This is a genomic window from Flavobacterium notoginsengisoli, assembly GCF_014207905.1.
Taxonomy (GTDB): domain Bacteria; phylum Bacteroidota; class Bacteroidia; order Flavobacteriales; family Flavobacteriaceae; genus Flavobacterium; species Flavobacterium notoginsengisoli_A.
Map to the genome: position 1 here is coordinate 1,339,765 of NZ_JACHLB010000001.1, position 22,941 is coordinate 1,362,705.

22 protein-coding genes are annotated in these 22,941 nt (G+C 32.5%); 9 read left to right on the forward strand and 13 right to left on the reverse strand.

Features of this window, described 5'->3' with window-relative positions:
• Window position 1: 1 nt before the first annotated feature.
• From HNP35_RS05680 to tsaB, 5 genes are all read left to right on the forward strand, one after another.
• On the forward strand, window positions 2-1,267 hold the full coding sequence (locus HNP35_RS05680) for an ABC transporter permease (RefSeq protein ID WP_184157805.1): 1,266 nt from the start codon (window positions 2-4) through the stop codon (window positions 1,265-1,267).
• 39 nt (window positions 1,268-1,306) lie between these two features.
• Window positions 1,307-2,428 carry an efflux RND transporter periplasmic adaptor subunit gene (locus tag HNP35_RS05685; RefSeq protein WP_184157804.1) on the forward strand — a complete coding sequence of 374 codons (1,122 nt, stop codon included), beginning with the start codon at window positions 1,307-1,309 and terminating at the stop codon, window positions 2,426-2,428.
• Window positions 2,429-2,514: 86 nt separating this feature from the next.
• Window positions 2,515-3,966 (forward strand): TolC family protein, encoded by a 1,452-nt coding sequence (locus HNP35_RS05690; protein ID WP_184157803.1) that lies wholly within the window; start codon window positions 2,515-2,517, stop codon window positions 3,964-3,966.
• Window positions 3,967-3,972: 6 nt separating this feature from the next.
• Window positions 3,973-5,265: an efflux RND transporter periplasmic adaptor subunit gene (locus HNP35_RS05695; protein WP_184157802.1), complete on the forward strand. Its 1,293-nt coding sequence runs from the start codon at window positions 3,973-3,975 to the stop codon at window positions 5,263-5,265.
• A 35-nt stretch (window positions 5,266-5,300) separates the two neighbouring features.
• Window positions 5,301-5,972: a tRNA (adenosine(37)-N6)-threonylcarbamoyltransferase complex dimerization subunit type 1 TsaB gene (gene tsaB, locus HNP35_RS05700; protein WP_184157801.1), complete on the forward strand. Its 672-nt coding sequence runs from the start codon at window positions 5,301-5,303 to the stop codon at window positions 5,970-5,972.
• Here tsaB and HNP35_RS05705 read toward each other — a convergent pair whose 3' ends face one another.
• The 3 genes from HNP35_RS05705 to HNP35_RS05715 form a co-directional block, all read right to left on the reverse strand.
• Window positions 5,973-6,785 (reverse strand): mechanosensitive ion channel family protein, encoded by an 813-nt coding sequence (locus HNP35_RS05705; RefSeq protein ID WP_184157800.1) that lies wholly within the window; start codon window positions 6,783-6,785, stop codon window positions 5,973-5,975.
• A gap of 86 nt (window positions 6,786-6,871) precedes the next feature.
• On the reverse strand, window positions 6,872-7,258 hold the full coding sequence (locus tag HNP35_RS05710) for a YtxH domain-containing protein (RefSeq protein WP_184157799.1): 387 nt from the start codon (window positions 7,256-7,258) through the stop codon (window positions 6,872-6,874).
• Between the two features lie 148 nt (window positions 7,259-7,406).
• The gene (locus HNP35_RS05715) at window positions 7,407-8,306 is read right to left on the reverse strand and encodes a NifU family protein (protein ID WP_184157798.1); all 900 of its coding nucleotides are present in this window, start codon (window positions 8,304-8,306) and stop codon (window positions 7,407-7,409) included.
• A 143-nt stretch (window positions 8,307-8,449) separates the two neighbouring features.
• Here HNP35_RS05715 and HNP35_RS05720 point away from each other — a divergent pair, with 143 nt between their 5' ends.
• On the forward strand, window positions 8,450-9,439 hold the full coding sequence (locus HNP35_RS05720; protein WP_184157797.1) for a PorP/SprF family type IX secretion system membrane protein: 990 nt from the start codon (window positions 8,450-8,452) through the stop codon (window positions 9,437-9,439).
• 10 nt (window positions 9,440-9,449) lie between these two features.
• Entirely contained in the window at window positions 9,450-9,968 is a 519-nt protein-coding gene (locus HNP35_RS05725; RefSeq protein ID WP_184157796.1) for a gamma carbonic anhydrase family protein, read from the forward strand.
• Window positions 9,969-10,058: 90 nt separating this feature from the next.
• On the opposite strand, the gene HNP35_RS05730 is transcribed toward HNP35_RS05725, so the two are convergent.
• The 5 genes from HNP35_RS05730 to HNP35_RS05750 all read right to left on the reverse strand — a co-directional run bounded on the left by HNP35_RS05730 (window position 10,059) and on the right by HNP35_RS05750 (window position 14,214).
• Window positions 10,059-10,772, reverse strand: coding sequence for a LytR/AlgR family response regulator transcription factor (locus HNP35_RS05730; RefSeq protein ID WP_184159697.1), 714 nt, complete (start codon window positions 10,770-10,772; stop codon window positions 10,059-10,061).
• Window positions 10,773-10,929: 157 nt separating this feature from the next.
• A complete protein-coding gene (locus tag HNP35_RS05735; RefSeq protein WP_184157795.1) occupies window positions 10,930-12,042 on the reverse strand; it encodes a sensor histidine kinase in 1,113 nt (370 codons plus the stop codon).
• The gene (locus tag HNP35_RS05740; RefSeq protein WP_246453334.1) at window positions 12,043-12,372 is read right to left on the reverse strand and encodes a DUF4907 domain-containing protein; all 330 of its coding nucleotides are present in this window, start codon (window positions 12,370-12,372) and stop codon (window positions 12,043-12,045) included. It lies immediately after the preceding gene.
• Window positions 12,362-13,369, reverse strand: coding sequence for a Kelch repeat-containing protein (locus HNP35_RS05745; RefSeq protein WP_184157793.1), 1,008 nt, complete (start codon window positions 13,367-13,369; stop codon window positions 12,362-12,364). The genes HNP35_RS05740 and HNP35_RS05745 overlap by 11 nt, the downstream gene beginning before the upstream one ends.
• A gap of 14 nt (window positions 13,370-13,383) precedes the next feature.
• On the reverse strand, window positions 13,384-14,214 hold the full coding sequence (locus HNP35_RS05750; protein ID WP_184157792.1) for a DUF6268 family outer membrane beta-barrel protein: 831 nt from the start codon (window positions 14,212-14,214) through the stop codon (window positions 13,384-13,386).
• Between the two features lie 231 nt (window positions 14,215-14,445).
• On the opposite strand from HNP35_RS05750, the gene HNP35_RS05755 reads away from it, so the two are divergent.
• Both HNP35_RS05755 and HNP35_RS05760 read left to right on the forward strand, forming a co-directional pair.
• On the forward strand, window positions 14,446-15,774 hold the full coding sequence (locus HNP35_RS05755) for a DUF4270 family protein (protein ID WP_184157791.1): 1,329 nt from the start codon (window positions 14,446-14,448) through the stop codon (window positions 15,772-15,774).
• Window positions 15,775-17,010, forward strand: a complete 1,236-nt coding sequence (locus tag HNP35_RS05760; protein WP_184157790.1) for an aromatic hydrocarbon degradation protein — start codon at window positions 15,775-15,777, stop codon at window positions 17,008-17,010.
• Window positions 17,011-17,014: 4 nt separating this feature from the next.
• On the opposite strand, the gene murI is transcribed toward HNP35_RS05760, so the two are convergent.
• The 5 genes from murI to HNP35_RS05785 form a co-directional block, all read right to left on the reverse strand.
• The gene (gene murI / locus HNP35_RS05765; RefSeq protein ID WP_184157789.1) at window positions 17,015-17,791 is read right to left on the reverse strand and encodes a glutamate racemase; all 777 of its coding nucleotides are present in this window, start codon (window positions 17,789-17,791) and stop codon (window positions 17,015-17,017) included.
• 137 nt (window positions 17,792-17,928) lie between these two features.
• Entirely contained in the window at window positions 17,929-18,432 is a 504-nt protein-coding gene (locus HNP35_RS05770; RefSeq protein WP_230712146.1) for an OmpH family outer membrane protein, read from the reverse strand.
• A 14-nt stretch (window positions 18,433-18,446) separates the two neighbouring features.
• Window positions 18,447-19,475, reverse strand: a complete 1,029-nt coding sequence (locus tag HNP35_RS05775; protein WP_184157788.1) for an OmpH family outer membrane protein — start codon at window positions 19,473-19,475, stop codon at window positions 18,447-18,449.
• A 42-nt stretch (window positions 19,476-19,517) separates the two neighbouring features.
• A complete protein-coding gene (locus HNP35_RS05780) occupies window positions 19,518-22,268 on the reverse strand; it encodes a BamA/OMP85 family outer membrane protein (protein WP_184157787.1) in 2,751 nt (916 codons plus the stop codon).
• On the reverse strand, window positions 22,201-22,941 hold the full coding sequence (locus tag HNP35_RS05785; RefSeq protein WP_184159693.1) for an isoprenyl transferase: 741 nt from the start codon (window positions 22,939-22,941) through the stop codon (window positions 22,201-22,203). The genes HNP35_RS05780 and HNP35_RS05785 overlap by 68 nt, the downstream gene beginning before the upstream one ends.

The window sequence follows — 22,941 nt, forward strand, 5'->3', positions numbered from 1 at the left end:
TATGTTTAGTAAAGATAATTGGGACGAAATTTTACAGGCTTTAACAGCAAATGTATTCAGAACGATACTGACTGCTTTTGGAGTGTTTTGGGGTATTTTTATTTTGGTAATATTACTTGCTGCCGGAAATGGTCTAGAAAATGGTGTGAAAAAAGGTTTTGATGGAATAGCAACAAATACGATGTTTATGTGGAGTCAAACGACATCAAAAGCGTATAAAGGTTTGCCAAAAACACGTCGTTATGATTTTAGGAATAGTGATGTAGCAGCGTTAAAACAAGCCATTCCAGATTTGTTGTATGTTTCGCCACGAAATCAGCTTGGAGATTTTAACGGGACAAATAATGTTGTAAGAGGGACTAAAACTTCAGCTTTTACAATTTATGGAGATTATCCTGAACTGATCAAACAGCAGCCAATGGATATCATTAAAGGGCGTTTTGTAAATCAGCAAGATATTAATGAACGCAGAAAAGTTGCGGTAATTGGAAAAGGTGTTATCAGCGAACTTTACGGAAAAGAAGAAGAAGCAGTAGGGACTTATATAAAGATTAATGGGATTAACTTTATGGTAGTTGGAGTTTATAAATCCAAGCAGCAGGGAGGAAATGCCGAACAAGAACAAAAGAATATCTTTATTCCCTTTACTACTTTTCAGCAGGCTTTTAACTATGGAGATAAAGTTGGTTGGATGGCATTAACAGCAAAAGACGAATCTTCTATAACAGAATTAAAGCCAAAAATTTTAGAGATTATAAAAGCTTTACACTCAGTTAATCCGACAGATGAACGTGCAGTCGGAAATTTTGATTTGTATGAGCAATTTAATAAAGTACAAAGTCTATTTAATATCCTAAAAGTGATTGCTTATTTTGTTGGAACTTTAGTTTTGATTTCTGGAGTAATCGGAATTTCTAACATTATGCTTATTGTTGTTAAAGAACGAACAAAGGAAATCGGAATTAGAAGAGCTTTAGGAGCAACACCAGGAAATATTAGAGCACAAATATTATCAGAATCTATATTTTTAACCATCATTTCTGGAATGCTCGGAATAGCCGTCGCCACAGGAATTATAGCACTTTTAAATATGGCTTTAGATTCAATGCCCTCCGACGGAAACACCATGTTTGCCAATCCGAGTGTAGATTTAAGAGTAGTATTTGTGGCTTTATTAATATTGGTTGGTTCAGGTTTGCTTGCAGGATTTATTCCAGCTCAAACGGCAATTAATGTGAAGCCAGTAGACGCTTTAAGAACAGAATAAAATTATCAATCAAAATAAAATCGATTAAACCAAAAACAAATGAAAAAAGGAGTAACGGTAACCATTTTAATATTTATTGCAATTGTATTTTTTGGCGCACTTTATTATTTGTATGCTAAAAATCAAGAACCGCCAGTTGTATTTAAAACGGAGAAAGCAGAAATTAAAACTATCGTAAAGAATACCATTGCGACAGGAAATATTCAGCCTGATGAAGAGGTTTTAATCAAACCAAACATTTCAGGAATTATTGAAGAAGTATATATCAAAGCTGGTGAAAAAATCAAAGCTGGTGATATGATTGCTAAAATTAGGGTTGTAGCAAATGTTTCTAATGTAAGCAGTACTCAGAATCAGGTTACAACGGCAAAAATAGCTTTAGATAATCAAGAAAAACTGTATAAGAGACAAAAGACATTGTTTGAAAAAGATGTTATTTCTGCAAACGATTTTGATGCCGCGCAAGTTGCTTACAATCAAGCGAAACAAACTTATTTGGCAGCAAAACAAAGTTTGGATATTGTGAAAACAGGAACAACTTCTTCATTAGGAAATTATGCCAATACGTTGATTCGTTCAACAGTAAACGGAATGGTTTTGGACGTTCCGGTAAAAGTTGGAAATCAAGTGATTGAAAGTAATAACTTTAACGAAGGAACAACAATTGCAAGTGTTGCAGATGTTGGAAGAATGATTTTTATTGGAAAAATCGATGAGTCTGAAGTTGGAAAAATCAAAGAGAAAATGCCAATTGAAATTACGATTGGAGCTATCGAAAACAAAAAATTTGAAGCAGTTTTAAATTACATTGCACCAAAAGGAGTAACCGAAAATGGCGCAATTCAGTTCGAAATAAAAGCACAAATGATTAATAGAGACGATACTTTTATTAGAGCTGGATTGAGTGCAAATGCTTCTATTATTTTAGAAAAAGCAGATAAAATTCTGGCTATTAAAGAATCATTGGTTCAATTTGACAAAAAAACACAAAAGCCTTATGTGGAAATTGAAACGGCTCCGCAAAAATTTCAAAGAAGAGATTTGGTTCTTGGAGTTAGTGACGGAATCTATGTTCAAGTTAAAAGCGGTTTAAAAGATACAGATAAAATAAAAATCTGGAATCAAGGCTTAATTAACGAAACGGACAAAGAAAAAAAATAAGCTAATTTGAAAGTTTAAAGGGTTTTTTGGTTTTAAAAAATGTTAAATTTGCGTGGTTCGGTTTACTGCGCTTTCATTAAAAAAATATGAAAATAAATAAATATAATAGTCTAGTTTTTGCAATGTTATTCGGCTTCGGATTAACTAGCCAAGCGCAATCAAAACAATGGACTTTGGAGGAATGTGTTCGCTACGCATTAGAAAATAATATTACGATTAAACAATCGGAGTTAGATTTAAAAAACACTTCCATTGATAAAAAAGCGGCATTAGGAAATTATCTTCCATCTGTTAATGGAAACGCTTCTCACTCTTGGAATATTGGTTTGAACCAGGATGTTACTACAGGTATTTTGCGTAACTCAACTACACAATATTCTTCACTTGGAGTGAGTGCTGGAGTTGATATCTACAAAGGACTTCAAAATCAAAATGCTTACAGAAAAGCTAAATTGTCTATTGTTGCTTCGCAATATCAATTGTTGAAAATGCAAGAAGATATTTCTTTGAATGTAGCAAGTGCATTTTTGCAGATTTTGTCTAATAAAGAAGACTTAAAAGTAAAAAAAGAACAATTGCTTATTGACGAGAAACGTTTTGCCCGTTCTGAAGAAATGGTAAAAGCAGGAACAATTCCTCGTGGAGATTTGTTCGATTTAAAAGCAACCGTTGCAACAGACAAACAAAATATTGCTGTTTCAGAAAATAATTTATTGATTTCAAAATTGAGTTTAGCACAACTTTTACAATTAAAAGAGTTTGCTGATTTTGATGTAGTTGATGATACAAATGTTAAAGATGAAAACAATATTTTAGCTCAATCTCCTGTTGAAATTTACAACAAAGCCAAAGAGACCAGAACAGAATTGAAATTAGCTCAGGCTAATCTAGAAATTGCTGAAAAAAATGTAGCAATTGCAAAAGGTGCTTACCAGCCAACTTTGAGTGCTTTTTACAGCTTTAATACCAGAGCAAGTTATTCTGATGTTATAAGAGGATCGGTTCCAAATACTGCAAACCCAACATCACAAATTGGTTATGTACAGGGAACTAATCAGGCTGTTTTGCAAGATAATTATGTTCCTGTGTTAGGAAAAGCAGATCCGATACTTGATCAGTTTAACGATAATAAAGGACAGTCTTTTGGTTTCCAGCTTTCTGTGCCAATTTTCAATGGTTTCTCAGCAAGAAACAATGTCGAGCGTAACAAGGTAAGTTTAGAAAAATCTAAAATAGATTTAGAACAAAAAAGTTTAGATTTGCAACGTAACGTTTATACGGCTTTTACAGATGCAAGAGGAGCTTTAAATACTTTTGAAGCGGCGACAGTTACTTTAGAAGCTAGACAGCAAGCTTACAATTTTGCTAAAGAAAAATATGATGTAGGCTTGATGAATGCATTTGATTTCACGCAAGCTCAAACGTTATTGACTAATGCACAATCTGATGTAATTCGAACAAAATACGATTACATGTTTAAAATTAAAATACTTGAATTTTATTTCGGAATTCCAATTGTTCCAATTATTACAAAATAATCTATTATGTCAAAAAAAACAATTTATTTCTTAGTAGGTGGTGCATTAGTGCTCATTATAGCTTTAATCGGTCTTTCAAAAGCGGGAGTAATAGGAAATAAGGATGAAGGAAAAGAAGTAGAAACCTCAAAAGTAATGGCTTCAACAATTGTTGAAACTGTTTCGGCAACAGGTAAAATTCAGCCAGAAATTGAAGTGAAAATTGCTTCGATGGTTTCGGGCGAAATCATAGCATTAAATGTAAAAGAAGGACAGGTTGTTAAAAAAGGAGAATTATTGGTAAAAATAAATCCAGACTTATATACCTCAGGTTTAGATCGATCTGTTGCAAATTTAGCTGGAACAAAAGCTAGTCTAACGCAATCTGATGCAAGTTTTAAAGAAGCAAAAGCAAATTACGACCGTAATAAAGTATTGTACGACAAAGGTGTAATATCAAAATCTGATTGGGACAAAGCGGTTTCTACTTATGAAGTTGCCAAAGCCACAAAACAAAGTGCTTATTACAATGTTCAAAGTGCTTCAGCATCTGTTACAGAAGCTAAGGATAACTTAGGCAGAACTACCATTTATTCTCCAGCAGACGGAACAATTTCTGTTTTGAATGTAGAATTAGGTGAAAGAGTTTTGGGAACGCAACAAATGGCGGGAACAGAACTTTTGCGTGTGGCAAATCTTAACAATATGGAGGTTGAAGTAGATGTAAATGAAAATGATATTGTAAAGATTAAAATAGGTGACGAAGCAAATGTTGAAGTTGATGCCTATTTAAAAAAGAAGTTTAAAGGAATTGTAACTAGTATTTCTAACTCTGCTAGTACAACACTTACTTCAGATCAGGTAACTAATTTCAAAGTAAAAGTTCGTATTTTAAAAGAATCTTATCAAGATCTTTTAGAAGGAAAACCAAGCACTTATTCTCCATTTAGACCAGGAATGACGGCAACAGTTGATATTATTACAACAACAAAAGCAAATGTTTTAGCTGTGCCAATTAGTTCTGTTGTAGTAAAATCTGATACGGCAGCTGTAAAAGAAATTAAAATGGAGTCTCCAGACGAAGAGAAAAAAACAGCTCCAAAGAATGATAAAAAATTCGAATGCGTTTTTGTAAAAGTGGGTGATAAAGCTCAAATAAGAATAATTAAAACAGGAATTCAAGACGATACTAATATTGAAGTAATGTCTGGATTAAAAGCAGGAGATGTAGTTATTACGGGACCATATACAACTGTTTCTAAAGATCTTAATTCTGGAGATAAAGTAAAAATTAAGAAAGCAGAAGCTCCTAAAAAATAATAAAAAGAATTCAATAATATTTAAAATTTAATACCTTGTCTTTTATTCTCAACATCGAAACGGCTACTAAAAATTGTTCTGTGTCTGTCGCAAAAGATGGAAAAACAATTGCTTGCAACGAACTTGCAGACGAAGGATATTCGCATGCAGAAAAACTTCATGTTTTTATTGAAGAAGTAATTGCAAAAGCAGAAATTTCGGTTCAGGATCTGGTGGCAATTGCTGTTAGTCAAGGGCCAGGATCTTACACTGGGTTGAGAATTGGTGTTTCGGCGGCAAAAGGTTTATGTTACGCTTTAAACATTCCTTTAATTGCTGTAGATACACTTCAAACTTTAGCTTCTCAGGCAGAAGTTACCGATGGAAAAATTATTCCGATGTTAGATGCACGCAGAATGGAAGTCTACAGTGCCATTTTCAATTCAGATTTGACAATTGACAGAGGTATTAAAGCGGAGATTATTGACGAAAATTCATTTCAAGAATATAATGACAAGCTTTACTTTGTTGGAGATTGTGCCGACAAATGTAAAGCTGTTTTAACGAAGGATAATTTTGTCTTTTTAGAAGATGTAAAATATCCTTCAGCACAAGCGATGAGTAAAATCAGTTATGATAAATATCAAAAAAGCGACACTGTAGATGTCGCTTATTTTGAGCCTTATTATTTAAAAGATTTTATGATTGCTCCTCCAAAAAAGCAATAATTATTTCTGTATTGTGTACGGTTGGATTGCGATTCCGGCTTCGTCTAATGCTATTTTACAATTCTCTAAGGTTTCAGAAAAAACAGATCCATAATTGGCATTTTTTGCCCATGGACGAACTGCAAAATCGATAGAACTAGCAGATAGGTTTTTTACAAAAACTTCTGGAGCAGGCTTCTTTAATACTTTTGGGTTTTTATTCAGAACATCTAAAAGTATTTCCTTTGCTTTTTTAATATCAGAATCATAAGAAATAGCAAAAGTTAAATCTGCTCTTCTTTCTCCCTGCATTGAATAATTAATAATATTTCCGTTAGAAAGTGAACCGTTTGGAACAAATACTGTTTGGTTATTTGCAGTAAGCATTTTGGTTACAAAAATCTGAATTTCCAAAACTGTTGCAATTACTCCTTGCGCTTCTATTGTATCTCCAACTTTAAATGGCTTAAAAACAATAATCAGCATTCCGCCAGCAAAGTTAGAAAGAGACCCTTGCAATGATAAACCAACTGCAAGTCCCATTGCTCCTAAGATGGCTACAAAAGAAGAAGTTTCAATACCTAACTTAGAAATAAAGGTTACAAACAATAAGATTCTTAAGGCCCATAACAAAATATCGGAGAGGAATTTTGTTAATGTTGGGTCTAAATTTCGCTGAATCATTATTTTCTTGATGATTCTATTAATCAATCTGATGGCATAAAGACCGACAAATAAGATTAAAAATGCAGAAATTAATTTTGGTGAATAATCAACTAAAATGTCAATAAATCTAGAGATGTATTTACTGACTTGTTCTGGGCTAAGGTTCATGATTTTTAAAATAAAAAAACCTTCTCAAAGAGAAGGTAAATTGGTACTGCAAATATAGAAATATTTACATTATTAGAAAATGATGTTTAGGCTTTACCGTCTTCTTCGTCACTAATTTCACTTACATCAACTACATTTTCTGTTATAACTTCTGGACTGTCGTCACTGGTTAAAGCGGCTGCTTTTTCTTTTACAGAATCAATAACGTCGCTTACTGCTTCAGTCGCTTTTTCAGCGTATTCTGTTACAGTTTCTTTTGCTTTTTCAGCATATTCTGCAGCACTGTCAATAATTGGTTCTGAAACTTCTTTTACTTTTTCGATAGCTTCTTCTGCAAAAGTTTCTGCTTTTTCAATATAAGGCGCAGCGGCTTCTTTTGCATGTTCTAAAGTACTTTCAGCACTATTAGCCAATTCTGTGGCAGACTCTTTTGTTGAGCCAAATAAATTTTTAAAAAATGAAGATAATCCCATGGTTTTTAATTAATTGGTTAAGATTACAATATTAATTAATTTTATAGAATTTGTCGTTTTTTTATTTTTAAATAATTGATATTAAGCGATTAAAAATAAAAAAGCGTCTCATTGAGACGCTTTTTTAAAATATTATCTTTTATAAAAATTAAGCATTAGAAGCTTCAACCTTTATAGCCTCATCATTCAACATGCTTTTCAACATATTTTCGATTCCGCTTTTTAAAGTGAAAGTTGAAGAAGGACAACCGCTGCAAGCACCTTGTAAAAGTACTTTTACCGTTTTGTCTTCTTCATTATAAGATTCAAAAGCAATGTTTCCACCATCTGCAGCTACAGCTGGTTTTACATATTCTTCTAAAATATTAATGATTTGCTGAGAAGTAACATCTAATTTGTCGAAAGCTTCGTCTTTTGTAGCTTCATTTTTGGTAGCAGTTTGAATTAGACTTTCGTCTAAAACTGTTCCTCCATTTTCGATAAATTGCTTAATGAATGTTCTTAATTCTAAAGTAATTTCAGACCAGTCATTGATTTCATATTTAGTGACAGAAATATAGTTTTCGTCAATGAAAATTTCTTTTACATAAGGAAATTTAAATAATTCCTGAGCCAATGGAGAAGAAGCCGTTTGGTCGATATTTTTGTATTCTACAGCGTTGCGAGTCAGCATTCTGCTTACAACAAATTTTAATGCAGAAGGATTTGGAGTAGTTTCTCCATAAACAGTAATAGGCTGCTTTTTAGCTTTATTTTCGTCAACTTTAATGATTACGCCACCTTTTTCAACAAAAGCACTAATTTGCTCTGCTACAGCATCTTTAACGTCGTCCCAATCTACAATGCTATATCTTTCGATAGCAATAAAATTTCCTGAAATATAAACAGTTTTAACAAATGGTAAGTAAAATAATTGCTGAGCTAAAGGAGAAGCTTGAGCTTCATCAATGTTTTTGAATTCAAAATTTTGATTCTGTGTAATAAAGTCTTCAAACTCAAACTTTAAAATAGTCGGATTTTGAGTCTCTTTTATAGTGATTTTTGTCATGATTGTATATTTTTTGCAAATTTACTAAAGTTATTTTCTACTAATAACTATATTTGATTTTTTAATGAAATAATTAAGACTCTTCTCAAAGAAATCGTGTTAAATTGCAGGAGTGAAAATTATATGGATACAAAATTGCCTTTATGAAATTTAAAATCAGGGTTTTATTAATTTTTCTCATTACGACTTTTTATTCTTATTCTCAAGAAGGAATACCTGTTTATTCAGATTATTTGTCTGATAATTATTATTTAATTCACCCGTCAATGGCTGGTGCAGCTAACTGTGCTAAAATCAGATTGACAGCAAGAAAGCAATGGTTTGGGCAAGAAGATGCGCCAACTTTGCAGACTTTAAGTTTTAACGGAAGACTGGGTGAACGTTCTGGAGCTGGTATAATTGTTTTTAATGATAAAAATGGGTACCATTCTCAAAAAGGTGTAAAACTAACTTACGCCCATCATATTATGTTTTCTAGAGATGAAGTCGATTTAAATCAGTTGTCTTTTGGAATTAGCGGAGGGTTGATACAAAATCAATTGGATGAAACTAAATTCGGAGGAACTTTTGATCCTACTGTTTTCGGTTCAATTCAAAAAGATTCTTATTTTAACGTAGATGTTGGAGCTTCTTATAACTATCTGGATTTTTATGCTCACGCAACCGTTCAGGGATTATTAGAAACCAGAAGAGAATTATATACAGATTATGAAAGTGATAATCTGAGAAAGTTTTTATTGAGTGCAGGTTATGTTTTTGGTAAAAATGATAATTGGACTTGGGAGCCTTCTATTCTTTTTCAATTATTTGACCAAACAAAAGAGAAAACACTCGATTTGAATATGAAAGCCTACAAAAACATGGATTTTGGAAGTTTATGGGCGGCATTATCTTATAGAAGAAGTTTCGATGGTGCACAATATCTTTCGGGAACGGGAGTCGCATCTCAAAAATTGCAATATTTTACGCCGATTGTCGGAGTAAACTTTAAGAACTTTATGTTTGCTTATACTTATTCTCAAGTAACAGGAGATGTGAAATTTGACACAGGAGGCTATCACCAAATTACCTTAGGAGTTAATTTATTCTGTAGAAAAGCACGTTACGACTGTAACTGTCCGGCAATTAATTAAATTTTATTTTATGCTGATTAAATCTGTAAACGGAAAATCACCTTCAATTCCAGAAGATTGTTATGTTGCCGAAAATGCAACAATAGTTGGAGATGTAAGCTTTGGAGAAAATTGCAGCGTGTGGTTTAATGCAGTTATTCGAGGTGATGTTCATTTTATTAAAATCGGAAATAAAGTAAACATTCAAGACGGTGCAATTATTCATTGCACATATCAAAAACATCCCACTATTATAGGAAATAATGTTTCAATCGGACATAATGCAATTGTACACGGTTGCACAATTCACGATAATGTTTTGATTGGAATGGGCGCAATTGTTATGGATAATTGTGTTGTTGAAAGTAATGCTATTATTGCAGCTGGAGCCGTGGTAACACAAAACACTGTAGTGTCTTCAGGAAGTATTTATGCGGGTGTTCCAGCGAAAAAAGTGAAAGATATTGATCAGTCTGATTTTGCGGGAGAAATTGAGCGTATTTCAAATAATTATGTAATGTATTCGAGTTGGTTTAAAAACGAAGAATAATTATAACAAAATTTCAAAAATAAAAATTCCAAATTCCGAAAGAGCTCAGTCTTGGAATTTGGAATTTTTTTTTATTGGAATTTAAAAAAATTATAGATTTATTTTTTCGAAGAAAGTGCTCTTGTAGCTTTCGCTAATTGGAATTCTCTTATCGCTTATTAAAACCTTATTTTTTTGAATAGATTTTACATGTTTGATATTGATAATGTATGATCTGTGAATTCTGGCAAAACCCTTATTTGAAAGTAAGTTTTCAAGTTTAATCAAACTTATTAGTGTTAGAGTAAATTTATTATCTGTGGTATAAATTTTTACATAATCCTTTAATCCTTCGATAAAGAGAATATCTGCAAAGTTTAATTTTACGTTTTCATATTCGGCTCTAACAAACATGAAATCTTGTTCAATTTCTGGTGTATTTGTGTTCTCAGCATTTGTTTGAATAGCTACTGGCTGAAGAATTTGCTGTGCTCTAACAACCGCTTTTAAAAAACGATGAAAAGGAATTGGTTTTACCAAATAATCAACCGCACCAAGATTAAATCCTTCAACGGCATAATCAGAATAAGCAGTTGTAAAAATTACTAAAGGCTTTTTTTCAATGGTGTTTAGAAAATCAATTCCAGAAAAATGAGGCATCTGGATGTCTAGAAAAATTAAATCAACATTATTCTGATTGATAAATGAAACTGCATCAATCGCATTATTAAAAGAATTGATCAGTTCTAATGAGTCTACTTTTTTGACAAAATCCTGCAATAATTCTACCGCTAGAGGTTCATCATCAATAATTACACATTTCATTTTTTCAGAATTAGGTTTATAATTTTGTTTCGGCATTCAAAAGTAATTTGAAACCAGTAAATTAAGTTTTAAAATTTTCATAAAATACTGGTTCAGCTAATTAAAATTATACGTTAACAGCAGTAGTTTTTTACCAAAGAATTATAATTCGTTTTTATTAATGTATTGAAGTTTTGATTTCGTCTAATTTTAAATTCAAATGAACTCGGTAATAATTGCTGTCTTGATTAATAGTTAATTCATGCGCATTTGGATAAAGCAAATCAAGACGGTTTTGAATATTGACCAATCCAATTCCTGAGTTTTCGGGATCTTTTACATAATTTTCGATAGAATTTTCAATCCAGAAATCGAGATTGTTATCGGTAATCAGAATTTTAATTTTTACGTGAGCAGCGCCTTTATAGTCGGTTCCGTATTTGAAAGCATTTTCGACAAAAGAAATCAGCAATAATGGTTCGATAAATTTGTTTTTAGTATCGCCATGTACATTGATGATAATGTCTTCAATGTTGTTTAATCGCAGTTTTTGCAACTCGATATAATTCTGAATATAATTGACCTCTTTTTCTAAAGCCACCGTTTTGTTATCTGTTTCATACAGCATATAGCGCATAAGTTCAGATAAGGTCACGATGGCATCAGGGACCAAATCAGATTTTTTGTGAGCCAAAGAATAAATACTGTTTAAAGAATTGAATAAAAAATGCGGATTGGTTTGTTTTCGCAGATAAATCAATTCGGTATTTGTTCTGTGTGTTTCGGCAATCAGTTTATTTTGTTGATTGTTATAAAATTCAGTTAGTGTTCTAATAATGGCAGAAATAGTAATAATCAAAATATAGAAAAACGACGGAGCAATTTTGAAGAAAAAAGGCTGTCTCATTTCAAATCTATGATGCGTTCTGCCACCTCCTGGAACAAAATGCATGTCGTGCATTATTCTTGGGGGCATCATGTTTCCAGGCCTTAAATGTCTAAATTCAGGCATGAAATAATTCATTCTAACAATCATAAAAACGGCAATCAGAAGAAGGGCAAAAGTAAAATAGAGCCAATATTTTTTTTGCAGCAAATAAGAAGGAACCAAATAAAAATAGTTGAGATAAAACAATAGAATCCCTGTAAACCATTGAGCATAAAAGTCATTATTTATTTTAAAAGGACTTTCGTAAAATTGAATTAACGAAGTCAAAATAAAGAAAATCCATATAGCACAATGAAATAAGATTTTGTTGTAGCCAGTATTTTTAATGGTATCGATCTGCATTTAGAATTTTATTTTTAATAAAATTAAGTCATTTTTGGTTACCGTTGGAGATAAGTTTTTTTTGAGTTTTTGTTTTACAAAATCGGCGACTTTTAGAGCATCGTTTTCGGTCTCAAAACTTTTATTATCAGTTATTACTGGAATGACTGACTGTTTAATCAGTACTTTTTCTTTGTAAGCAATGGTGTATCCCCATCCTGAATTTGTTTTAAAAACTGCCGTTGTTAAGACTTCCTTTTTTGTGCAAGCGGCAAAAGAAAGCAGTATAACAAAAAGCAGTAAATTCTTCTGGATGTTAGTCCAGAAGAATTGTTTAATTTTAGTTGTCATCGTCATTTTGCTCTTCTAATGGTTTAAATTCCCATGCATCATCAAAGTAAGTAGAACCAACTCTTCCTAACATATAAAAACCACGATTGTTGATTGCAAAACCAACAGCGTCAGTTCTTGTTGCACCTTCCATTGGGGTTCTTTCTACCCATAAATCAGTTGTTGGATTATATTCCCAAACTGTTTTGATATTTTCTCCACCGACAATATAACCTAAACCGCTCATAGAAAAACTTGAAGCATTTGCACGTACGATTGCATATTCGTCGTTATAAGTGTAATCGTCGTCTGTATCTTTATCAACATCTCTTTTTCTTGTCCAAGTATCATTTGAAGGATCAAATTCCCAGAAATCTTCTTGATAAGTTCCGTTGTTTACTCCAGTTACCAAATATGCTTTGTCTGCAATTACAAAAACGGTAGCGTTACGTCTTTTGTTTCCGCTAAAACCATTTACAAGAGTCCAAGTATTTGCCTGATCATCGTATTGATAGAAATCTTTCAGGTAATTTCCGTCATAACCTGTTCCAAAATAAGCTTTTCCTCCAACTTGAAAACCAACAGCAGCATAACGAGCTGTTCCTCCAAAATCTGTTTTTTGTGTCCAGCTGTTAGAAGTTGGATCATATTGAAAGAAATCTTTCAATTTATTTGTTCCATCATAACCAAGTCCAACGTAGCCTTTTTCGTTTAAAGCAAAACTAGATGCAGAACTTCTTCCTACACCGGCAAAATCTGCTTTTTGTTCCCAGTAATCTCCATTTGAATTATAAACCCATAAATCTTTTAAATAGACATCTCCGGTATAACCGCCAACAATGTAAGCGTAGTCTCCAATAACAAAACTTGTAGCACTAGATCTTGCTGGGCCATCAAAAGCTGATTTTTTTATCCAGTTCCCAATTAAATCATCGTCATCGTCATCATTGCTGCAGCTTACAAAAAAGAGGCACGAAAAAAGCGCTGTGAATAAAATTCCTTTTTTTAGATTAATCATAGTGTATTTAATATTTATTGTTTGTATTTGATCCCTATTCCTAAAACGTAACCATTTCCAGTATTATAGTCATAAACTTTATGGTCGCTACTGTCTAACAAATTGTATTTTTTATTAAAATCATAACCAGCTTTAAAATTCAAAAACCAATTATTGCAGACATTTCTTTCGTATTCTAACGCCGATGTCATTTGCGACAGAGCAGCTTTTTCAGCTTTATTTGTTTCGTCTAAATGATAAAAATTACCATTAAAACTATTTGTTAAACTGAACTTATTTCGGTCATTATTTGAGTAAGAAATTCTCGAATCTGGAAATCCAATTCTAAAATTTGTTTTCTCATTCATATTATAATTAAAAGCAATAATTGGAGTGACTTTTGGTGCACCAAAAACGGTTGTTCGTCCAGCACCAAGTATTACCATTATTTTAGAACTTAATTGTTGTTCGACTTCTAGATTTCCTAAGACGGTTATGTCTTCAAAATTTAAATTCTCCTGAAAATTTACTGTTGGTATAACCGAGATTCCCAGTTTTGTTTTTTCTAATATTTGATTCGAATATTGAAAGTTGTTTTGAATCTGATTGAATCGTTCCTGATCTTCATAAAAATCATATTGATTTAAATCATAATTTGCTTTCAGACTAGAATATTCTAGTGTATTCGAGATTTTGTTTTTTGTCCCTAGCTTTTTCTGATAGAAAACACCAATGTTGGTTTCGCTGAAATTTATTTTTTCAGTTGGCTCGATTTTGATATTCGCATAAGCGGCAAAATTTTCTTGAGCTTTCGTACTTACAATACAAACCAAAAAAAGAGAACAAATTAAAAACCGTACTTTCATTATTTATTTTATTGGCTCAAAATTAGGCGGATGACCGTCTTAAAAAAAAGAAGATATATATATGACGTGTTTTGATAGACAAAATCGGCTTTTTTAAGGTTGAATTAAATTTCTGCAAGCCAATAGAGCTCATAGATAATTTTGTGCGGTTTATAGCGAGAAAAAGGGCGGTAGTATATGTTATAGTGTGCCACCAAAGCTTGCATTTTATATTTGCTCAAAAAATAAATTATGCAGAAGTTTATATTGATATTGCTTTTTGTACTAACACTATTTTCATGTGGTACAGATACGGATACAGGTGAGTTTACTGTTGGCTCAGATTATTTGGCCTTAAGTAATAAAGTTATTATGATTGATACCGTTACAGTAGAAATGTCAACTATTAATTTTGATTCGCTTGTAACATCAAACCGATCAAGAATTTTAATCGGAAATTATGATGATCCTGTTTTTGGTAAAGTAAAATCTGATAGTTATTTTCAGCTTTCAACAACTACTTATGCCCTAAATAATACTGGTTCAGATACACAAGCAGTAAATTATGTTTTCGACTCAATTTCGATGATTCTGAAATATGATAATTATTATTACGGAGATACGACTAGAGTACAAACTTTCAATATTCATCGATTAACTCAAAAAGTTAAGCCCAATACCGATGATAGTAATTTTTACAATAATTCAACTTTAGCATACGATTCTCAGAGTTTAGGAACTATATCTTTTAAGCCTAGACCTACAGAAAAAGATTCTATTAATATTAGAATGAATGATGAATTTGGGTCGGCTCTTTTTCAAAAAATCAAGAAAAGAGAAATTACAGATTTTGACAGTTTTACCGAATATCTAAAAGGATTGGTTTTAGTTCCCGACACATCTAATTCTGCCAATGTAATTGGTTTTAATGTTTCTACAAGTAAAGTTAGAATGTATTATTCAAAGTATCAGGCAGAAGCAGATGAAGAGCCTTATATAATTGATTTTACCATTGCAGATGTGGCAAAACAGTTTAATTCGATTTCTTTGGATAGGACCGGAACAATTCTTCAAAATCTCCCCGTCTCCAGCAGCAAGTTATCCAGCAAATTAACCAATAATCAAGGATTTATTCAATCTGGAACTGGTGTAGCTTGTAAAATTGAATTTCCGAATATTAAACAATTCAAAAATATTGCTACAAATGGAGCTATCGTTGATGCGCAATTGGTTCTGAAGCCTGTAAATAATTCCTATTCCGAGAAATATCCTCTGGCAGATTCTTTAAGTGTTTATGTCGGTGATAATTTGAATAGGATAAGCTCGACATTGGTAAACTCTGCGAATTCTACAGTTTATGGAATATTAAATAAAAAAAGTGACGAGTTTAATGAAAACATCGGATACACAATTCCGATCGGAAATTTTCTGCAGAAAGAAATGCTGAAACAATCAGATTCAAGGTCTTCGCTCATATTAACCTTGCCATCAATTTCTAAATCAGTCAATAGAATTGTTTTAGGCGATCAAAAACATTTGAACAATAAAATTCAGCTGAAAATTTATTACATCTCATATTAAATGAAAAATAAAATTGCTTTATGGAGCTGCTTCATTTTGATGTCGCTGACTTCGTTTTCTCAAAGTATTTCCAGTTCGCCTTATTCTTTATATGGAGTTGGAAGTTTGTACGATTCTAATTTTGGTTATTTGTCTTCAACCAGTTCTTCTGGTATGGCATTGCCTTCGGATAGTTTTATTAATAATCTGAATCCAGCATCGCTTGGATTTATGTACCAAAATCATTTTCTTTTTGATATTGGAGGAAAAGCAATTGCGACAACTTATCAAAGTAGTTCAAGAACAGAGAGTCGAAATAATTTTCAATTTTCACATATCGCTTTGGCATTTCCTGTAACTAAAAATTCGGGATTCAGTTTTTCGCTTCAGCCTTATTCTAGCTCTGTTTTTAAAATTTCAAATTTAAAATTGCCAATCGCTGATAGTCAGGATTATTATTATGTGAGCGCACAAGGATCGGGCGGATTAAATAATTTAGATTTCTCCTACGGTTATCGATTTGGAAAAAAATTAAGTTTAGGAGTAACTGCAACGGCACTTTTTGGAAACACAGTTGATCAACGTGCTTTTTTAATTTCAGATGCGATTACAACAGTAAATAAAAAAACAAACTACAGTGGTGTTCGCGCTACATTAGGAGCGCAATTTAAAATAGATTCTACACTTACAATTGCATCAACTTTTAAAGCTCCAACAAGAGTAAAGGCATCAAAAATTCAAACGGTAACCAGTATTGCCGATGAAGTTGAAACAACAATCGAATCTGAACAGCCTTCAGATACAGACGACTACTATATGCCTCTTGAAATTGGTGTTGGAGTTAGCAAAAGATTCAAAAACAATTTGAATGCTACTTTAGATTATGAGAAAAGTTTCTGGAGCGACACCAAACAGTCTGAACTATACGGAAATTTTGTAAACCAGGATCGTTTTGCACTTGGGTTTACCTATAGTGCTAAGAAAAATATCCGAAAATATTGGGATAGAGTAGGGTATGCTGCTGGTATAAGTTACGATACAGGATATCTTGAAATAAATAAAGAACGTATCAATAATGCTTCTTTTTCTATTGGACTTAATTTACCAATCGAGAACACTTTCTCTTCTTTAAATATTTCTTATTCTTATGGACAAAAAGGAAGAATTGCAAATGATTTAATAAAAGAGAATTATCATAAAATATCACTCAATTTATCTTTAGACGGAATTTGGTTCGTCAAGCGAAAGATTGAATAATACTTTAAAAGTCTTTTTGGATAACGGGATATTTATAATCTAAAATTGATTCTAAAACAGCAGGATTAGAATTGACATAGAAAACGGGATCATTTTCTAAACTATCTGTAAATCCGACTTTATCACGAAGCAAATTTTTAGTTTGTCTAGCAACAGCTTCTCCTGAATCTATTATTTTAATATGATCTGGGAGAATTTTTTTTATCTGCGGAATTAGATACGGATAATGGCTACAACCTAAAACAAGATAATCGATATTTGCATCAATCATTGGCTGTAAATAAGATTCTAGCAGTTGAGTCATTTCTGGAGAATACAGATTTCCATCTTCAATTAACTGTACAAGTCCATAACCAACCTGCTCAATAATTGTGGTGTTTTGAAACATTTCTGCAGTTTTGTTAAACAACTCACTGTTTAAAGTTCCTTTTGTGGCTAGAATTCCAATTACTTGAGTTTGCGAATTGTTTGCTGCAGGTTTTATAGCAGGTTCAATTCCAACAAAAGGAATGTCGTAATCAGCGCGTAGTTCTCGTATTGCATTTGTTGTAGCAGTATTACAAGCAACAACAATTAATTTGCAATTATTATCGAGTAAAAACTCTACATTTTTTTTACTCAAGGCAACAATTTCATCTTTACTTTTTTGGCCATAAGGAGCATTTTTGCTGTCAGCCAGATAAATCGTTTTTTCGTTAGGAAGTAAGTCATGAATAGCGCTCCAAATGGAAGTTCCTCCAATTCCAGAATCAAAAACGCCTATAGGATTGTTGTTTGTCATAAAGCAAATTTAATATAATTTTTTACTCTAATTTAATTCAAATCTAGAAATAATGGAGTAGAATAATTTTAATTTTTTGTAAAAAAAAACTGCTCGAATTATAAAATTGAGCAGTTTAATTTAGAGGATTGAATTTCTTAGAATCCTAAATCTTTTTTCACATCAGCAGTAATGTTTGGACCATCAGCTAATAATAAAGTAGAACCATCTAAAACGTATTGGAAACCTTTAGCTTTTCCAACTTTTTGGATAGAAGCTCTTACTTTTTCCATTAAAGGTTTTACGATATCAGTTTCTTTTTGTTGTAGTTCTTTTTGTGCATTGTCTCTGTAGTCAACAATTCTTTTTTGCATATCTTGAACTTCTTTAGAACGATCTCCGTTTACAGCATCAGTTACAGTTGCAGCTTCAGCTTCGTATTTTTTGATTTTTACTTGGTACTCGTCAACCATTTTTTTGTATTCAGCATCATATGTACCACTTAATTTTTGCAGTTGATTTTGAGCATCTAGCATAGCAGGCATTTTCGACATGATCTCGCTTACATCAACATGAGCTACCTTCGCTTGCGCGTTCATTGTGTTACTTGCTCCTAAAATAAGAATTGCAGCAATTAGTAAAGTTTTGATTTGTTTCATCATTTTTAAAATATTAATTAATTATTGGTCGTATTTGTTTTTTGTGTTTCGGCTTCTTTTGCTTTTTTAGCCGCTTCTCTTTCTTCTAAAATTTTCTTTCTTTTCTCTTCCAACTCTTTTTTACGCTGTTCGTAAAGCATCTGTCTTTCTTCTGCTTTTGTCATTGTTGGCTCAGCGGTTGGCGTTTGCTCAGTTCCGGTTGCTGCAGGCTTAGCAGTGGTGCTTGTTTTTGCAGCTTCTGTATTGGTTTGAGTTTCTGTTGCTGTTTTAGCTGTTCCAGAAACCGTGCCATTTTTTTTAGCTTCTCTTTCAGCTGCTAAAGCATTTCTTCTGTCTTCATATTCCTTTCTCTTAGCTTCCTGCTCTAACTTTCTATCCTGAATTAATTTCTCTCTAGCCGCTTTTTTCTCATCAAGTGCTTTTTGACGTTCTGCCATTGCTGGATTTTCATCAATTGCATTTTCAAGATTTTCTTTAGCTTCCTGATCTTTTAATTGTTTTTTTGTAAGCTGTTCACGTTTTTCAGAACGATTTATAACTCTTAAAACCTGATCGCTAATATCAAATCTTTTATTGCTAAAAAGCATTGTTAAATCTGATGACTTATCAAAAATAAAATCATAATTTTTAGCTTCTGCAATATCTTGAACGGCGGTAAAAACCTGATCTTGAATTGGTTTTGCTAAAGCTGCTTTTTGTCTCATCAAATTACCATCAGAACCAAATTGTTTCTGCTGATAGTCAATCATTTCTTGTTCAAGAAACTTAATCTCAGTTTCTCTTTCTTCTATTAATTCTTTGGTAAGTAAAGCTTTTTCAGTCTTTAAACTTTCCTTTAATGAATTTATATTTAATTTTTTAGCCTCAACTTCTTGTTTCCACTTTTGAGCTTTTTGCTCTAATTGTGATTTAGCTTCTTTATAATCGGAAACATTTTCTAAAATATATTCCATGTCGATGTAGCCAATTCTAGTCGTCTTACCTTGCGCTTGACTTGTATTTGCTACAATCAAGGCTAAAAATATAAATAAAAATTGTTTTCTCATAACATAACTTTATTTGATGATTTTTAACCAAACGTAATTTCTTTAAAATTGTTGTCCAATGATAAAGTGTGTTTCCCAACCGTTAGCTTTTGTTTGTCCTGGAAGCGCATCAAATCCGTAACCAAAGTCAATTCCTAATAATCCAAATGCAGGCATGAATACACGTAAACCAGCACCAGCAGAACGATTTAGATCAAACGGGTTATAATCTTTAAAATTAGCATATGATGAACCTGCCTCTAAGAATGTTAAAGCATAAATAGAAGCCGACGCTTTTAATGTAATTGGGTAACGAAGCTCCATTGAGAACTTGTTGTAAATAGTTGCCCCAATTGCATCTCCTGCTGTATTCACTGGCGTTAAAGAGTTGTTTGGATAACCTCGCAACTGAATAGTTTCTCTACCATCCATTGAGTAGTTTGCCATACCATCTCCTCCTAAGTAAAAACGCTCAAAAGGAATTACACCTCTTTCTTGATTGTAAGCTCCTAAGAATCCAAATTCTGTTAGCGTTCTTAAGACCAATTTTCCATATACTTTAGTATACCAGTCTCCTTTAAACTTAATTTTATAATACTCCAGCCAATTGTATTTCTTTTGATCGACTTTTGCTACGTCTGTGTCTGCACTTGCGTAATCAGATCCTACACTTACAGTTCCAGATTGACCGTTTACAGTTTCAGTCTTAGTGTAATCGCCTGGATTTATTGCCTGTCCGTCAATACCAGTGGTAGTTGACGTTCCAGTATATTGTGTTTTGTACTCTTTTTGGTTTTGCAAATCGCCGTAATCAATTCCGTTAAACAATGAATAAGGCGGAGTAACCTTAGCAGAAATACTGAATTCAGAACCATAAGTAGGGAATATTGGATTTACCCCTTTGTTACTTCTTGAAAGCCCAATAGTGTACGCTAAGTTTCTTGATGCACCATTACCAAATGTAAATAAACCTGTATTATAATTGTTCAAATCATAATGCTGATAACTTACAGATTGTGATAATACGAAGTAATCATCAGGAACAGTTAACCTTTTAGCTAAACCAACTTGTACTGTAAAAATATTAAAACTTTTGCTTTTATCAACAGTTCTGGTAATGTAATTGTTAAGAAATTGCTTACTGTATGAAATAGATGAGCTAAATTGTACTGGTTTTTTTCCTCCAAACCAAGGCTCTGAGAACGATAAACTATACGTTTGGAAATAGGTACTTCCTTGTAAACGAAGTGCTACTTTTTGTCCGTCTCCCATTGGTAAAGGTTTATAAGCTTCCTTATCAAATAGTTTTCTTGCGGAGAAGTTGTTAAACGAAAGTCCTAATGTTCCGATGAACCCTCCACCACCGTAACCTCCTTGAAGCTCGACCTGGCTAGATCCCTTTTCTACAACATTATATTCGATATCAACAGTTCCTGCTCCAGCATCAACATTTTTGAATTTTGGATCAATTGCCTCAGGATCAAAGAAACCTAATTGTCCAATCTCACGAATAGTTCTTACCAATTGTTCTTTACTATATTTTTCTCCCGGTTTTGTTCTTAACTCACGATAGATAACATGGTCATTTGTTTTGTCATTTCCAACAACAGTAATTTTGTTGAAATAAGCAATCGGACCTTCTGTAACTCTAATCTCAAAATCGATAGTATCATTAACCGTTTTTACCTCTACAGCGTTAATGTTTGAGAACAAATAACCGTTGTTTTGGTATAAGTTGGTAATGTCTTCTGCGTCTGGTTTTGACTTGTCAGCAATTCTTTTTTCTAATAAAACTCCATTATACGTTTCTCCTTTTTTAATGCCTAAATAACGGCTTAAAAGCTGATCTGAATAAACGGTATTTCCTAAGAATTTAATATTTCCGAAGTAGTATTTGTTTCCTTCTTCTACATTAATTTTAATTGCAAGTGTGTTTTTTTGCTTATTATATTTAACAGAATCGTAGATAATACGTGCATCTCGATATCCTTTTTCTTTATAGGCAGCAATAACTTTCTCTAAGTCAGTTTTGTATTTTTCTGGAATAAATTTAGAGGCTTTGAATACACGAATAAAGTTTTTCTGCTTCGTATCTTTCATTGCAGCGCGCAATTGAGTGCCTGTAAGTTGTTTATTTCCAGTGAAATCAATACTGCTAATTTTAACTTTGTCTCCTTTATCTATCCTGACAAGCATATTAACTTGATTTCCAGCTATAGTATCGGGAGTATTTGTTATAGTAACTTTTGTGTTATAAAAACCTTCTTTTTTATATTTGTTTTCTATGTAATTTTTTGTCGTAGTAATTAAGTTTTCGTTGACAATTTTGTTCTTAGTCAGGTTGTTATCTTTAATTAAGCCTTCAATTTTGCTTTTCTTGACACCAACGATTTTAACTTCGTTTAATTTAGGAAGCTCAACAATATCTAAGTCTAAATAGATACTATCATTTTCTACCTTATTAACGTAAAAAGAGATTTCGTCAAATAGGCCTAACTTTCCTAATTTTTTAATTGCACTACTAATTTCTTCTCCAGGAACTGTGATTTCCTGACCTTTCTGAAGTCCAGAAAAGGTTACAACTGTTTGCTCGTTGAAGCTTATTTTACCAACAACAGAAACTTTGGCTAGAATATATTTTTTCCCTTGATCAAAAGGAACTCTCTCTTGTGCTTTAATTTGTGAAAAACTACCCAAAAGTAAAAGGGTAAGGACTATTTGTATTTTTTTTTGCAACACTAAAAAATTATTTAATTTGTTCACTGGTTTTTCCAAATCTACGTTCTCTTTTTTGATAACTAATAATAGCCTCATATAAATCTTGGTCTTTAAAGTCTGGCCACAAGACATTAGTAAAATACAATTCTGCGTAAGCGATCTGCCAAAGCAAAAAATTACTTATTCTATGTTCTCCACTTGTTCGTATTAATAAATCTACGTCTGGTAAATTTTGCGTGTAAAGATGCTCATTTATAATTGAATCGTCAATAGTGTCTATTGAAATTATATTATTTTTAACTTTATCGCTGATGATTTTTACGGCATTTACCAATTCTTCTCGTGATCCGTAACTTAAAGCCAGTGTTAGTGTTAATCTCGTATTGTTTTTGGTCTTTTCCATAACATCCAAAAGTTCTTTTTGGGCTGTTTTTGGCAATTTCTCAAGATTTCCAATTGCATTTAGTCTTATATTGTTTTCTTGAAGCGTAGTTAGTTCTTTTTTTAATGAATTAATCAATATTTTCATCAATGCCTGAACTTCTAATTTTGGGCGATTCCAGTTTTCTGTAGAAAAAGCGTATAGGGTTAAATATTCAATTCCCAGTTTTGCCGTGGTTTTGATTATTTCTTTTACGGATTTTGTTCCATTTTCATGGCCAAACGCGCGCAAAAAGCCTTGCTGTTTTGCCCATCGTCCGTTACCGTCCATTATAATGGCTAGGTGTTTAGGTAAGTTTGTGTGATCTATTGATTCTACTAAATTCAT